This is a genomic window from uncultured Sphingomonas sp. (assembly GCF_936927845.1).
Lineage (GTDB): Bacteria > Pseudomonadota > Alphaproteobacteria > Sphingomonadales > Sphingomonadaceae > Sphingomonas.
The window spans coordinates 1-12,617 of the sequence record NZ_CAKZHV010000009.1 but is presented as its reverse complement, the minus strand read 5'-3'; the positions used below and the strand labels follow the sequence as shown (position 1 = coordinate 12,617).

Annotated in this window: 18 protein-coding genes and 3 pseudogenes; 14 read left to right on the top strand and 7 right to left on the bottom strand. The window is 64.1% G+C overall.

Annotated elements, in window-relative coordinates; genetic code table 11:
• From Q0579_RS02190 to Q0579_RS02165, 6 genes and pseudogenes are all read left to right on the top strand, one after another.
• The coding region (locus Q0579_RS02190; RefSeq protein ID WP_298808666.1) for an HAD-IC family P-type ATPase at window positions 1-941 on the top strand (941 nt) is incomplete at its 5' end.
• A 15-nt stretch (window positions 942-956) separates the two neighbouring features.
• Complete coding sequence (locus Q0579_RS02185; protein ID WP_298273514.1) at window positions 957-1,394, top strand: hypothetical protein; 438 nt, start codon at window positions 957-959, stop codon at window positions 1,392-1,394.
• 216 nt (window positions 1,395-1,610) lie between these two features.
• Window positions 1,611-2,066 carry an MgtC/SapB family protein gene (locus Q0579_RS02180; protein WP_017980813.1) on the top strand — a complete coding sequence of 152 codons (456 nt, stop codon included), beginning with the start codon at window positions 1,611-1,613 and terminating at the stop codon, window positions 2,064-2,066.
• Between the two features lie 98 nt (window positions 2,067-2,164).
• Window positions 2,165-2,542: a hypothetical protein gene (locus tag Q0579_RS02175; RefSeq protein WP_017980814.1), complete on the top strand. Its 378-nt coding sequence runs from the start codon at window positions 2,165-2,167 to the stop codon at window positions 2,540-2,542.
• A gap of 12 nt (window positions 2,543-2,554) precedes the next feature.
• Window positions 2,555-3,163, top strand: a complete 609-nt coding sequence (locus Q0579_RS02170; RefSeq protein WP_017980815.1) for a DedA family protein — start codon at window positions 2,555-2,557, stop codon at window positions 3,161-3,163.
• Window positions 3,164-3,492: 329 nt separating this feature from the next.
• A pseudogene (locus Q0579_RS02165) lies at window positions 3,493-3,746 on the top strand (DUF159 family protein); the annotation flags it as partial.
• 8 nt (window positions 3,747-3,754) lie between these two features.
• Here Q0579_RS02165 and Q0579_RS02160 read toward each other — a convergent pair.
• The 5 genes and pseudogenes from Q0579_RS02160 to Q0579_RS02140 all read right to left on the bottom strand — a co-directional run.
• Window positions 3,755-4,195 carry a hypothetical protein gene (locus Q0579_RS02160; RefSeq protein ID WP_226341947.1) on the bottom strand — a complete coding sequence of 147 codons (441 nt, stop codon included), beginning with the start codon at window positions 4,193-4,195 and terminating at the stop codon, window positions 3,755-3,757.
• Window positions 4,196-4,671: 476 nt separating this feature from the next.
• Window positions 4,672-4,968 (bottom strand): annotated as a pseudogene (locus Q0579_RS02155) (cell filamentation protein); the annotation flags it as partial.
• A gap of 80 nt (window positions 4,969-5,048) precedes the next feature.
• Window positions 5,049-5,306: a hypothetical protein gene (locus Q0579_RS02150; RefSeq protein WP_017980819.1), complete on the bottom strand. Its 258-nt coding sequence runs from the start codon at window positions 5,304-5,306 to the stop codon at window positions 5,049-5,051.
• Between the two features lie 127 nt (window positions 5,307-5,433).
• A complete protein-coding gene (locus tag Q0579_RS02145) occupies window positions 5,434-5,592 on the bottom strand; it encodes a DUF3768 domain-containing protein (RefSeq protein WP_017980820.1) in 159 nt (52 codons plus the stop codon).
• A gap of 77 nt (window positions 5,593-5,669) precedes the next feature.
• A pseudogene (locus Q0579_RS02140) lies at window positions 5,670-5,729 on the bottom strand (hypothetical protein); the annotation flags it as partial.
• 358 nt (window positions 5,730-6,087) lie between these two features.
• Here Q0579_RS02140 and Q0579_RS02135 point away from each other — a divergent pair.
• The 7 genes from Q0579_RS02135 (at window position 6,088) to arsH (ending at window position 10,129) form a co-directional block, all read left to right on the top strand.
• On the top strand, window positions 6,088-6,426 hold the full coding sequence (locus tag Q0579_RS02135; protein WP_017980821.1) for an HU family DNA-binding protein: 339 nt from the start codon (window positions 6,088-6,090) through the stop codon (window positions 6,424-6,426).
• Window positions 6,427-6,441: 15 nt separating this feature from the next.
• Window positions 6,442-6,996 (top strand): hypothetical protein, encoded by a 555-nt coding sequence (locus Q0579_RS02130; protein WP_298808648.1) that lies wholly within the window; start codon window positions 6,442-6,444, stop codon window positions 6,994-6,996.
• Between the two features lie 72 nt (window positions 6,997-7,068).
• Window positions 7,069-7,401 carry a metalloregulator ArsR/SmtB family transcription factor gene (locus Q0579_RS02125; RefSeq protein WP_017980823.1) on the top strand — a complete coding sequence of 111 codons (333 nt, stop codon included), beginning with the start codon at window positions 7,069-7,071 and terminating at the stop codon, window positions 7,399-7,401.
• 11 nt (window positions 7,402-7,412) lie between these two features.
• Window positions 7,413-7,856, top strand: coding sequence for an arsenate reductase (glutaredoxin) (gene arsC / locus Q0579_RS02120; RefSeq protein WP_017980824.1), 444 nt, complete (start codon window positions 7,413-7,415; stop codon window positions 7,854-7,856).
• A 4-nt stretch (window positions 7,857-7,860) separates the two neighbouring features.
• The gene (arsB, locus tag Q0579_RS02115) at window positions 7,861-8,940 is read left to right on the top strand and encodes an ACR3 family arsenite efflux transporter (protein ID WP_017980825.1); all 1,080 of its coding nucleotides are present in this window, start codon (window positions 7,861-7,863) and stop codon (window positions 8,938-8,940) included.
• On the top strand, window positions 8,937-9,374 hold the full coding sequence (arsN2, locus tag Q0579_RS02110; RefSeq protein ID WP_017980826.1) for an arsenic resistance N-acetyltransferase ArsN2: 438 nt from the start codon (window positions 8,937-8,939) through the stop codon (window positions 9,372-9,374). The genes arsB and arsN2 overlap by 4 nt, the downstream gene beginning before the upstream one ends.
• Complete coding sequence (gene arsH, locus Q0579_RS02105) at window positions 9,374-10,129, top strand: arsenical resistance protein ArsH (protein WP_017980827.1); 756 nt, start codon at window positions 9,374-9,376, stop codon at window positions 10,127-10,129. The genes arsN2 and arsH overlap by 1 nt, the downstream gene beginning before the upstream one ends.
• Before the next feature lie 41 nt (window positions 10,130-10,170).
• Here arsH and Q0579_RS02100 read toward each other — a convergent pair whose 3' ends face one another.
• Window positions 10,171-10,503, bottom strand: coding sequence for a YnfA family protein (locus Q0579_RS02100; RefSeq protein ID WP_017980828.1), 333 nt, complete (start codon window positions 10,501-10,503; stop codon window positions 10,171-10,173).
• Between the two features lie 408 nt (window positions 10,504-10,911).
• On the opposite strand from Q0579_RS02100, the gene Q0579_RS02095 reads away from it, so the two are divergent.
• Window positions 10,912-11,490, top strand: a complete 579-nt coding sequence (locus tag Q0579_RS02095; RefSeq protein ID WP_017980829.1) for a response regulator — start codon at window positions 10,912-10,914, stop codon at window positions 11,488-11,490.
• Between the two features lie 385 nt (window positions 11,491-11,875).
• On the opposite strand, the gene Q0579_RS02090 is transcribed toward Q0579_RS02095, so the two are convergent.
• A complete protein-coding gene (locus Q0579_RS02090) occupies window positions 11,876-12,292 on the bottom strand; it encodes a hypothetical protein (protein ID WP_226341943.1) in 417 nt (138 codons plus the stop codon).
• Window positions 12,293-12,617: the final 325 nt, after the last annotated feature.

Below are 12,617 nucleotides of genomic sequence, written 5' to 3'. Positions count from 1 at the left end.
CGGGCACGCTGACCGAAGGTCGTCCGCGCATCACTGATGTCGTGCCCGTCGATGGTGCCGATGAAGGCGAGCTGCTGGCGCTGGCCGTCGCCGTCGAAGCGTTGAGCGACCATCCTCTGGCCCAAGCGATCGTCAAGGACGGCCGCGAACGTTTGAACGATCGTGCCGAGCCGATTGCCGGCGACCTCAAAAGCCTGACCGGTCGGGGCGTCACCGCGAGCGTGGATGGCAAGACGGTGTGGATCGGCAAGGCCGAGATGTTCGGGAAGGAAGGTATTCCGGCGCTGGGGCAGGGGGCGCAGGACGCGATCGCGAAGCTGCGCGAGAACGGCCGCACGACGATGGTCGTCCGCAAGGGAGATCGCGACCTGGGTGCGATCGGCCTGATGGATACACCCCGCGAAGCTGCCAAGACCGCGCTGCGCCGGCTGCACGAGATGGGCGTGTCGCGGATGATAATGATCTCGGGCGATCACCAGAAAGTCGCCGAAGCGATCGCCAACGAAGTCGGGATCGATGAAGCGTGGGGCGACCTCATGCCTGAAGACAAGGTTGCCGCGATCAAGAAACTCGCCGGCGAAGATAAGGTCGCGATGGTGGGCGACGGCGTGAACGACGCGCCAGCGATGGCAAGCGCCACAGTCGGCATCGCGATGGGCGCGGCGGGGTCGGATGTTGCATTAGAGACAGCCGACGTTGCCCTGATGGCTGACGATCTGGCGCACCTGCCATTCGCGGTGGGCCTTAGTCGGCATACCCGTGGAATCATCCGGCAGAATGTCTTTGTCAGCTTGGGTGTCGTCGCCTTCCTAGTGCCTGCCACCATCCTCGGTCTCGGGATTGGGCCGGCGGTAGCGGTTCATGAGGGATCGACACTGCTCGTCGTCATCAATGCGCTCAGGCTGCTCGCCTACCGCGATCCGGCGACTAACGCTGCTTGAGGGCGCGCATCTAACATGGCGACCCTGCTGAATTGCCTATTGCAAATTGCATTCAGCTCTGGAGTAATCACAATGCAAAAGATTTCTCTATTTGCATTACTTATTATCTTCACCATCAATGTAGCATGCTCGCCTTCTACATTAACTGAGCGCATAAATACCAGCAAATATCCCAACATGGTCATTTCATCAAAAATACATGCGAAGGGAAATGGCATTAAGCTTATTGGTGACGTTCGTCACTCTATCGGACACTATCCGACTCACGGATATATGAGAGCTTGCGCCACGTGGTCCTCCGGAAATCGCGAATGCAAAGAGCGTTTTATATTGATGGTTGATGGTCCCCGTCGACGGGAAATCGGATTCTCGTTCACGTTCAACAAGTCGCCTTATGAATTGGTGAGTATGAAATTAGACTTTATTGGACCCGAAAAATCTCGGTCCAAATGAAGTCTATTGATCTGCTGACGGGCTCGGGGACGAACGAATCTAATCGAACGATATGAGGGCTGAAGCGGAGAGAGGCCTGAAGGAAAGGGAGTGTAGAATCGTGACTGAGAGAAAAGGACCGCCCTTGAAGGCGACGTTCCGGAACGCTGCCGGATCTCTCGGTCAATCCGGACGGCGCAACAGCAATCAACGTGACCAGAAGAGGGGTGGACAGACATGTTTCAGAGCTCTTGGGGGGAGATAACCACTCATATCGTCAGCCTCGCCGTGGCCTATGCGCTCGCTTTTCCTGTTGGCTGGGATCGCGAGAAGGACGCCCGCAGCGCAGGCATCCGCACATTCCCGTTGGTTGCCATCGCCAGTTGCGGCTTCGTGCTGGTGGGCATCGCGATCCTCGGCCGCACGTCTCCAGCGCAAGCCAGGTTGCTCGAAGGTCTGATTACGGGCGTCGGCTTCATTGGAGGCGGCGCGATCCTGAAAAAGGGCGGCAAGGCGTCAGGCACGGCGACGGCGGCCAGTCTGTGGGCGACTGGGGCGCTCGGCGCGGCCGTGGGCTACGGCCTATACGACATCGCCTTCATCCTGAGCGCCACCACCTTCCTCACCCTGCGCTGTTCTCGTCCGCTCAAGCGCGCCACCAATGGCAACGTCGGCACCTCGGCGAGCCCATGACGACCTCTTGGGCGAGCCGATGGATGTGGCCTGCGCGACCCCTTACCCGGCGCCGGGCACCGGCGAGGACCACCGCGGCGCGGGACCGCCAACATCGCTTGCTGCGCTGGGCGACACTGCTGGAGCGCGATCCCCACCAGATCATCGGTCTGCTGTCCCCCTCTTGGGCGTGCGGTGACGCGCGCGGCGCGATGGTCGATCGGCTGAGCGCGATCGATGTCGCATGGAACGACGTGGTGCTGCGGGTGATGGGGTCGGCGGGACGACCGCGCGGTGACGCGAAATCGTTCTTCGGGTTGTCGGATGCCGAGCTGGATCGGATCGTAGCCGGTTCGTGGCGGTGTCCGGTCCGACCCGCTTGGCAGGTCGCCGCGCGGATCAGCAACGTGGAATGTCCGCGCCTGGAAAATAGGATCGTCGGGTCGGTCGTCGCCCTTCTGCTCGTGATTTGCGCGATCTCCTATTGGATCTTCTGACGAGGCTGGTTTGTGTTTGACATCATAACATCGATCCTCGCGTCACTCGGCGGCTTTGGCGTTTTCCTGTTGATGCTGGCCGAGAACGTCTTTCCGCCGATCCCGTCGGAAGTGATCCTGCCACTTGCCGGCTACACCGCTGCGCAGGGGCGCGGCTCACTGTGGGTGGTCGCGATCGCTGGCACCCTCGGCTCGGCTGCAGGGGCGGTGCTGTGGTACTATGTCGGCCGTTGGATCGGCATCGATCGATTGAAGCGCTTTGCTGCCCGTCACGGCCGATGGCTGACGTTGACGCCCGTTGAGGTCGATCATGTCGACCGCTGGTTCGACCGCTACGGTCGTCGGGCGGTTCTGTTCGGGCGCATGGTTCCGGGGGTCAGGACCCTGATTTCAGTACCCGCAGGGGTCAGCGGGATGCCCCTCGGCCCGTTCTTGGTTTCGACGCTCGCCGGCTCGGCCATATGGACCGTTATCCTCGTGCTGGCGGGCTATGAGTTGGGCGAGCGCTATAGCCAGGTGGCGAGCGTCATCGAACCGATCAGCAACGCCGTGCTCGCGCTGGCTGCCATCTGGTATCTTTGGCGGGTCGCGATGTTCGGGCGATCAAGGGATGGCCATTAATGGCTGGCCTACGGCCGATGTTTCCTGCCGGCCTTTGGCTCATGGCAGCTTCGATGCTTATCCGCATCACACGTTTCGCTCGTGCCTTTCGCCTGATCTCCCCAACTAACGCGATCGTTTTTATCAGGTGGGTTGGAAGGCTTCACCGCAGCGGATTTCAATCATGGCGTCGCAACGGAGGAAAGTGGCGTTGGGCCGGGATATGGAGAGGATCAACATAATGGGAAACAGTAAGTAGCGGGTGCTCATCACCGCTGAACCCTTCTCGCCCTTGCGGACGCAGCCGCCCGTCGCAAGCGCCTGCACGAGGGTCGGCCAGTGCGGCGAGGGTGCCGCTGACGGAGTTTTGCGAGTTCACGTCTGACAAGCACGACTTGGGCGACGGCAAACGGCCGCTGACGACCCCAACACGTTCGTAGACTCGATCCACCCCAAGGCGATAATTACGATCCTCGATCCCGAGGACATCAATACGTGGCTGCACGGTACCTATGACGAGATCGTCGCCCTGCAGAAGCCCTATGACCCCGCCAGGATGACGGTACGCGGGCCGGTCTTTCCGACCCGACGCCCCGAACGCTAAGGCGAAGCCTAACGGCTCCGATCCTTGCCACGATCCGGGGGCGGCGTGCTCCGGTCGGGCGGCGGGGCGGACGCCCCTTCGAGCGCGGCCCCGATCTTGATCCGGTCGGCGACAAGCTGGCGAGTGGATTCCCCGACCGTGTTGACCATGCGCGCGCTTTCGCCGCGCTCGCGCGCCTTCTGCATGGCGTCGTCGACGATCGTCTGGGCGGGCGCGAGACGTGGGTCGGCGTGGTTCTTCTCGGCCGTGTTCTTCAGGAACAGCTCGGCGAGCCGCTCCTGACCTGGTGAAGCCCCAGGCGGTAGGATCGGCCGCTCCAGCGAGCGAACCACGCGCTGGAGCTGCGCTGGCTGCTGCGAATTGATCTGGACGCCGAGAGCCGCGCCGATCTCGCGGACGCGCTCAAGCGGGGTCTGCTGCGGGGTGATGACCGCATCGACCTGACGCACGCCAAGATAGGTGAGAAGGTGTGACTGGTAGATCGGGCCTTTGGCGTGGCGGACATAGGCCAGCTCGGTGCGGGCGTTGGCGATGACCGGGGAGGAGGCGCCTTCTCGAATGAGGCTGCGTAGCCGGTCGGCCGCCTGCTGGCGGGCGCCGGGAGATAGCGATCCAGTTCCTCGCGGGCCTTGGTCAGCGTCACCCGGTAGCGCTGCCCTTCGGGCGGCGCACGTTGAGGCAGCAAGGCTATCCCGGCGGGACCGATCCGCGCTTCGGGCGCAAGGTCGCGACGGATCGCCGCCTCGGCGAGCACCGCGGCCATAGGCCGATGATCGCCGGTGAGGAAGCCATGCCGGGACGCGTCCATCCACGCGGTCTTGTCGATCGAGGCGATCCTGATGGGATGGCCGGCATCGCGGGCGAGCTGCGCCGCGTGGTGGCGCATCGTCCGCCCGTTTCCCTCGCGGAAAGGGTGGATGGCATTGATCTCGTTGATGTGGTTGCCGAGCCGGTCGAAAAACTCGTCGCGGGCGAGGCCCTTCAGCGCATCGCCCGCCCGCGTATCGGCAAACCGCTTATCGAGCTCGCGCGCGATGTAAGGCACGTGCGCGAAACTGGAGCCGCCCTTGGCGATATTGACGGTGCGATCCTGACCCGCCCAGTCGTAAAGGTCCTGGAAGAGGTGCCGATGTAGGGCGCGATAGCCGTCCGCCGTCGCTGGAAAGGTGAGGCGCGCGGCTTCTGCGCCGCGCGCCAAGGTCAACCTCCGCTCGGCCTCCATGAGGGTCTTGTCGTCCGTGATCCCAAGCCGGTTCCGGAGCGTGTCCGTACCGGGGTAGGTGTAGGGATCGTCTGCCAAGGTCAGGCCGCGATCTGGTGGGTTCCTGGCTTGTAGAGGCCGAGGATGATGGACGGCATGAGCGAAGGGGGAACACCCTCATCGAGCATCATGGCGAACATGGCATCTTCGTCACCGGTCGGCGTCATGTCCTCGATGACGAGGTTGGCGCGCGCCTCTGCTACGTCCTCGCGCCACAACGCGATCTGCTCGGGGGTGCCGCGTTGGAAGTCCATGGAGCGGATGCGCTCGCGCAGCGTGTCGAGATTGATCTGGGCCATCGCGTCATCCTTTCGCCGTTAACCCTACGCGCTCCCTCGCGATTTCTCAACAAATCACGTTGGCGAAGGTCCGTTTCGGCAGGGTTGATCCGCGCTCAATCGAGCGCGGATCGCTACGCCATAGGCGTTAGTATTCGCTGGCCAGCATGATCGTCAGCACCCGTTTAGTCTGCTCGGAATTCCACGGAGCGTCACTGCCGTAGGTGAGGCTCGTGTCGTAATAGTCGATCTTCCAGAACACCGTCTGCACGATCGCCTTTGCATCGTCGGGCGGTCCTGCGTCCACGCGCCGCTTGCGAGTTTATAGACCGCGCCGAAATCGTGCTCACCATAAGGGTCGTTGTCGCCGTCAAACTTCGTGAACCGGGTGATCGCGAACAGCGCGGCGAAACGGTCCAGCTCGGAGAGTGCCTGGAACCCCATCGTAACGTTGGCGAGGCTCGCGAGGCCGGGGTGGGTACGCGCCGCGTCGTTGAGGCGCCGGATGGTGTCGATTTGCTCGGGGGTCGGCATCGGGTGATCCTCCTTGTTGGCATGGGCCGCAAGGCCGCTCGGCCTCACGGCCCTGCCTGTCCGGCGAGGACGGGATGGGGAGGGGGAGCGAGAATCTTGGGAAGCTGGCGCGGGCGAGCCGCCCTAGCGCGGCCGGGGCTTCACCCCGGGTGCCGCGCTTGGCGGATTACACGGGCGGCAAGATTGTCGTTCGGGAACGAAAGGGCGGCGCCCTTGGCGTTCCCCGCGGCGTCTGCCGCCAACAAACGAGCCCGCCTCGGCGGCCATCATGGTGCCGGTCGCCAATCCGGGATCGCGCGGGTATTCACACGATCTGATTTGGGAGAACACCATGAACAATGCCGAACTCGCCGAAACGCTGGTTGCCAATCACGCCTTGAGCAAAGCCGACGCCCGTAAGGCGGTGGATGGCCTGCTGGCGGCGATCGTCGCGGCCGCGGCGAAGGGGGAGGAAGTATCCTTGTCCGGCTTCGGCAAGTTCAAGATCAAGGATAGCCCGGCGCGCGAGGGCCGCAATCCCTCGAACGGCGAGACCATCCAGATTGCCGCCTCGAAGAAGCTGACGTTCGTGCCGGCCAAGGCGGTCAAGGACGCGCTGAACGGCTGAGCCGTATGTGGCTGCGTGATCTGCGCAGCCACCTTCGCCAGCATACATTTTCTGCTTTCGTTCCGCCCGGTCCTGACTCATAGAATCGTCATGCCGATCATGCCGGAACATCGCTGGCTCTACCCGATCGACTGGCCCGAACTGTCGAAGCTGATCCGGTTTGGCCGAGCTGGAGGGCGGTGCGAGCATTGCCGGCGGCCGCATGGGGCACGTGTCTTCCACCTCGGCGATGGCCGCTGGTGGGATGCCGATCGCCGGCAGTGGCGCGATGGGCGAGGGCGTCGCATCCGTGTGGCAGGCGCAAATGTCGCCGAAGCGGTTAGGCTGACGCGGGTCTATATCGCCTGCGCACACCTCAACCACGACCCGACCGATAATGGGCCGCGCAATCTCGCTGCGCTCTGCCAGCGCTGCCACATGATCCACGATGGGGCCGAACATCGTCGGCGCCGCTGGTACAATGCGTATCGACGTCGCGCGCTGGGAGATCTGCTGGCGATGCTCGACGACCGGGCAGCGTTGCCGATCACAGGTGTACCACGTGGCACACCTGTGCGTCTCACCGCCTGAGTGCGAAGTCACGAGAAGTCACTTTCGGAGCAACAGCCTAGCCTTCCTCCACATATCCGCTATGCTGGATATATGGAAAGCGAGTCGGCGATTGTGGCATTGGGGGCCTTGGCGCAGGGCACGCGCCTGGACGTGTTTCGTCTGCTGGTCCGGCACGAGCCTGCCGGCTTGGCGGCGGGGGAGATCGCCCGACAGCTCGATGTGCCGCAGAACACGATGTCGGCGCATCTGGGTATCCTGGCCCGTGCCGGCCTCGTCCGCTCCGAACGGCACAGCCGCTCGATCATCTACCGCGCCGACCTCGGCGGGCTGCGCGCGCTGACGCTGTTCCTGGTCAAGGATTGCTGTGCCGGCAACGCCGAATTGTGCGTCCCGCTCGTCGCCGAACTCGCCCCCTGCTGCTGAAAGGAAGCCCCATGAGCCGGACTGACTCGGCCGTCGATATCGTCATCTACCACAATCCTGAGTGCGGCACGTCGCGCAACGCGCTTGCCATGATCCGCAATGCCGGCATCGAACCGCACGTGGTCGAATATCTGAAGACCCCGCCCTCGCGCGCGATGCTGGTCGAGCTGATCGAGCGGGCGGGCATCTCGCCGCGCGACCTCTTGCGGGAGAAGGGCACACCCTATGCGGAGCTGGGGCTCGGCGACACTTCGCTGTCCGACGAGGCGCTGGTGGACGCGATGATGGCGCACCCGATCCTCATCAACCGCCCGCTGGTCGTCTCGCCCCTGGGCGTGAAGCTCTGCCGCCCGTCCGAAGCCGTCCTCGATCTGCTGCCGAGCAGGCAGCTCGGCGCCTTCGCCAAGGAGGACGGCGAACAGGTGGTGGACGCGTTCGGCGAGCGGGTTGGCTGAGCCCATGTCGACGATCGCCCCCGTCGCCGGACCTGCGCCGGCGCGCCCCGGCATCGGCACCTTCGAGCGATACCTGACGCTCTGGGTGGCGCTCTGCATCGTTGCCGGCATCGGCCTGGGGCACCTTTTGCCCGGCCTGTTCGCGCGCATCGCCTCGGCCGAGGTCGCGCGCGTCAATCTCATCGTCGCGGTACTGATCTGGCTGATGATCGTGCCGATGCTGCTCAAGATCGACTTCGGCGCGCTCGGGTCGATCCGCCAGCATTGGAAGGGGGTGGGCGTCACCCTGTTCATCAACTGGGCGGTGAAGCCCTTCTCGATGGCAGCACTGGGCACATTGTTCATCGGTTGGCTGTTCGCGCCGCTCCTGCCCGCAGGGGAGGGGCCGTCCTACATCGCCGGCCTGATCCTGCTCGCTGCGGCACCGTGCACCGCCATGGTGTTCGTATGGTCGAACCTGTGCGAGGGCGAGCCGACCTATACGCTGTCCCAGGTCGCGCTGAACGACGTCATCATGGTGTTTCTGTTTGCGCCGCTCGTCGGGCTGCTGCTCGGCGTTGCCTCGGTGACGGTGCCGTGGGACACGCTACTGATCTCGGTGCTGCTCTACATCGTCGTGCCGGTCATCGCCGCCCAGCTCGTTCGCCGGGCCGTGCTGGCAAACGGCGGACAGTCAGCGCTCGACCGGCTGCTCGGTCGCCTCGGCCCGGTATCGCTCGTTTCGCTGCTGGCGACGCTCGTCCTGCTGTTCGGCTTTCAGGGTGAGGCGATCGTGGCGCAGCCGCTGGTGATCGCGCTGCTCGCGGTGCCGATCCTCATCCAGGTCTATTTCAATGCAGGGCTAGCCTACTGGCTGTCGCGCCGCTTCGGCGTTGCATGGTGCGTGGCGGCGCCTGCGGCGCTGATCGGCGCGTCCAACTTCTTCGAATTGGCCGTCGCGGCCGCCATCTCGCTGTTCGGGCTCACGTCGGGCGCGGCGCTGGCGACGGTCGTGGGCGTGCTGGTCGAGGTGCCGGTGATGCTGTCGGTCGTCTCGATCGTGAAGGCGTCGCGGGGCTGGTACGAGCGCGGTGCGCGCGCGTGACCGGCCTCCGCGTCACGTGTCTCGCGCCGGGCGCGCTGGATGATCTGGCCGGCGCGCTGGCAGCCGCCAAGCTGCCGACCGCCGACCTCGCCGAACCCGGCCGCGCCTTCGTCCGCTTCGACGACGACGCTGGGTTGGTCGGGTTCGGCGGGATCGAGGGCGAAGGGTCGGACCGCCTGCTCCGCTCGCTGGTTGTCGTGGCCGATCACCGGGGCGCCGGCATCGGCCGCGCGATGCTGGCGCTGCTCGAGGGCGAGGCGCGCCGGCTCGGCGTCGAGCGGCTCCGCCTTCTGACCAACACCGCAGCGCCGTTCTTTCGGGTGAACGGCTATGCCGGGGCCGATCGCGCTGCGGCACCGCCCACGGTTGCCGCCTCGCGCGAGTTCACCGCGCTCTGCCCGGCGTCGGCCACCTATCTCGTGAAAGCTCTTTGATGCCGCTCCGTACGCTTGCCGATCCCGACCTCCTGCCGGCACTCGATCCAGCCTACATCCGCGCGCGGCCCGCGTCGGGGCTCGGACCGCTGGAGCCGGCCCCCCGGATACTTCTGCTTTACGGCAGCTTGCGCGAGCGCTCCTTCTCGCGGCTCGCCACGGAGGAAGCGGCGCGCCTGCTGCAATCCTTCGGCGCGGAAACGCGGATCTTCGATCCCTCGACGCTGCCGCTCCCCGACCAGGTGGCAGGCGACGATCATCCGGCCGTTCACGAGCTGCGCGAACTGGCGATGTGGTCGGAGGGCCAGGTCTGGTGCAGCCCGGAGCGGCACGGCCAGATCACCGGCATCATGAAGGCGCAGATCGATCACCTTCCGCTCGAGATGAAGGGCATGCGTCCGACCCAGGGCCGCACGCTCGCGGTCATGCAGGTGTCGGGCGGATCGCAATCCTTCAACGCGGTCAATACGCTGCGCCTGCTCGGCCGCTGGATGCGCATGTTCACGATCCCGAACCAGTCCTCGGTAGCAATGGCGTACAAGGAGTTCGACGAGGCCGGACGCATGAAGCCGTCAAGCTATTATGACCGCATCGTCGACGTGATGGAGGAGCTGGTCCGCTTCATCGTGCTGCTCCGGCCGCACACGACGCAGCTCGTCGACCGCTATTCGGAGCGCAAGCAAGCCGGGGTGGCGGTCAATCCGGCTTTGGACCCATCGGCGATCGCGATCGGCGCATCGAGCGCCCGGGCATGATGGCGACGCGGCCCGCTTTCCCCTCGAAGGTAGGGCGGCCGTCAGCCGCCCGTTGCCGCGCGCGGGCCGAAGAAGATGATCGCTGCTCCGACAAGGCAGACTGCCGCGCCGATTAGATCCCAGCGATCGGGCTTGGTACCCTCCGCGATCCAGAGCCACAACACGGCCGACAGGATGTAGACGCCCCCATACGCCGCATAGGATCGGCCAGCCTGATCGGACGCCGGTAAGGTGAGCAGATAGGCGAATAGACAAAGGGACAGGATGCCGGGCGCGACCCACCAGGGCGACTTGCCGAGCCTGAGCCACGCCCAGAACGCGAAACAGCCGGCGATCTCCGCCAAGGCGGCGCCGAAGAATGCAAAAGCGGTCATGGGGGCTTATATCTCAGCACGCTGCGCTCACCGGAAGTTGAGAAGTTGTCCACGGCGCTGCCCGACCTCGTGTTAGGCGGCGCTACGCGGGCTGAAAGGGGAACGGGCGCGCCGGCCCTACAAAGGCCGAGTCATCGCGCCGGGGCGACTCTTCCCCTCAAGGTTGACGCTGGTGGCATGCCGACCACGGCAGTGGCGCTATGGACGCTGACAGCGCATCGGAGCAGGCAGAGTGTGCCACGTGGCACACCTTTGCTGGCCCTGGTGGCCTGATCCGACGAGCGACGCGGCCCAGCCTCGTCATGGACGGTCAATCGTGGTAAAAGGCGGTCATCGCCGACCAAGGCCCGAGCATGTCGGCGGCTGAGAGCAACTGGAAAGCTCCCGCTTCAAGACGGAGCTCTTCCCATGCTCGATTTCGACTATTGCGGGCGCCGCGCGCGCGACGAGCGTGCGATCGCCCTCGCCAGCCCCTGCGCGAAGGCGCGCGCGATCCATTTCGAACTTGCGACGCTCTACGATCGAAGGGCGCAGCAGCCACTCCGCAGTCTTCGCATCCTGGTCGTCGAGGACGAATATCTGATCGCGAGCGAGATCGAGGAAACCCTGGCCGGGAAAGGGGCCGAAATCGTCGGCCCTGCCGGTTGCGTGGAGACGGCCGACGAACTTCTCTCCGCCACGGCGGTGCAGGCGGCGGTCGTCGACCTTCGTCTCGGCGGCGAGATGGCGTTCGATCTGCTCGACCGTCTCGCCGATCGCCGTGTGCCTGCCGTGTTGGTCACCGGCTACGACAGGGAAGCGATCCCTCCGGCCTATCGGGCGCTCCAGCTTATCCAGAAGCCCATTTGCGCGGATGCCCTCACTGAAGCATTAGTGGCTCCTGCCGGCTTGAGGTTCGACAACCTCGATCTTCGTGCTTTCGATGACTTACATTCGGCGCGCGACCTGAACGGTGCAGCTTTTGTTAACAAGAAGGCCGCCCCTTGATGCGTTCAGCATCAGAGGGGACGGCCATGTTAGCGTCCTTATATCTCGTCACGTGAAGACTTGAAAGCCGGCCGTGAACCAATCTGGCTTTCAATCGACCACCTGCCTACTCCGCCTTGGTCGCGATCAGTCCAGCTCCGCTGCCTGCCGCGCTATGGGCTTGAGGAGATCGATACGTTGATCGAGGCGCAGTCGGCCCTTCAGGGCACCGAGACCTCGAACGATCACAGTCCTTCCTGTCCTCGAGTCTTGCACGGGAGCAGGGTTGGGAGCCTGAGTCATCGAACGAGCCTACCACAGTGCCGAGCAATGCTTTTTTCATTGAGCACCTCAGGGCCCCCCAACACAACTGCGCTGACGGTTGGCGCGGCCCGGCCGCGACCGGTCAACAAAAGCACGAAGTCGCGAGCGGTTTGGAGCGTCGCCTAGTATGAGAAAGGCAGCGGCACGCTGCAAGGTTCGTGCTTTCATTGACCGCAGCCAAGCTGGTAACGATCTCGCGTCCGGCGTCGCTCGGCGGCCGGTCGCCAAGGCTACAGCGGGGCGAGCTTATCTCCTCTTTTAGAGCTCGAGAATGATGGATGGCATTACGGACGGGAACGCCTTCGTCGAGCATCAGCGCAAAGAGATCATCGTCGTCCGAAGTCGGCGTCATCCCCTCGATGACGAGATTTGCACGGCTATCAGATATATCAGCACGCCAGAGCGAGACTTGCCGAGGGGTGCCGCGGTCGAACGCCATCACGCGGATCCGCTGACGAAGCCCTTCGATGTTGATCGGGGCCGGATGCCTCTCGTTCATTGAATGTACAGTTTCCACCAAGCCCCGCGGCTCCAGATTCGCTATCCCGCTTAGGGCGTTAAGGGCGCCGCTGCGTTTGATCTACATATCGAATCGAGATCGCTGGTCCCGGCTAAGTGGCGCCCATCCTGAGCTCAGATGCCGACGAGAGCACGGCTGCAGGCTTGCGGCCCCAGGCCATTCAAAAAACACTGCGAACCCAGAAACAGCCTTTGACCAAGGGCGCCTAGTTTAACATAATCTATATTATCGGACTGCGAGCGTGTAGGCGCTAAGTAGAAATGACACTCCTCCGCTAGATAGAAAAGGCACAACGAGTGCCAGC

What these genes read in the sequence shown, in the direction of transcription:
- Q0579_RS02095 (WP_017980829.1), top strand. Translation starts at nt 10,912, where the DNA reads ATGCTCGATTTCGACTATTGCGGGCGCCGCGCGCGCGACGAGCGTGCG.
- arsC (WP_017980824.1), top strand. Translation starts at nt 7,413, where the DNA reads ATGAGCCGGACTGACTCGGCCGTCGATATCGTCATCTACCACAATCCT.
- Q0579_RS02090 (WP_226341943.1), bottom strand. Translation starts at nt 12,292, where the DNA reads ATGAACGAGAGGCATCCGGCCCCGATCAACATCGAAGGGCTTCGTCAG.
- Q0579_RS02100 (WP_017980828.1), bottom strand. Translation starts at nt 10,503, where the DNA reads ATGACCGCTTTTGCATTCTTCGGCGCCGCCTTGGCGGAGATCGCCGGC.
- arsH (WP_017980827.1), top strand. Translation starts at nt 9,374, where the DNA reads ATGCCGCTCCGTACGCTTGCCGATCCCGACCTCCTGCCGGCACTCGAT.
- Q0579_RS02150 (WP_017980819.1), bottom strand. Translation starts at nt 5,306, where the DNA reads ATGGCCCAGATCAATCTCGACACGCTGCGCGAGCGCATCCGCTCCATG.
- Q0579_RS02125 (WP_017980823.1), top strand. Translation starts at nt 7,069, where the DNA reads ATGGAAAGCGAGTCGGCGATTGTGGCATTGGGGGCCTTGGCGCAGGGC.
- Q0579_RS02135 (WP_017980821.1), top strand. Translation starts at nt 6,088, where the DNA reads ATGGTGCCGGTCGCCAATCCGGGATCGCGCGGGTATTCACACGATCTG.
- Q0579_RS02180 (WP_017980813.1), top strand. Translation starts at nt 1,611, where the DNA reads ATGTTTCAGAGCTCTTGGGGGGAGATAACCACTCATATCGTCAGCCTC.
- Q0579_RS02185 (WP_298273514.1), top strand. Translation starts at nt 957, where the DNA reads ATGGCGACCCTGCTGAATTGCCTATTGCAAATTGCATTCAGCTCTGGA.
- arsB (WP_017980825.1), top strand. Translation starts at nt 7,861, where the DNA reads ATGTCGACGATCGCCCCCGTCGCCGGACCTGCGCCGGCGCGCCCCGGC.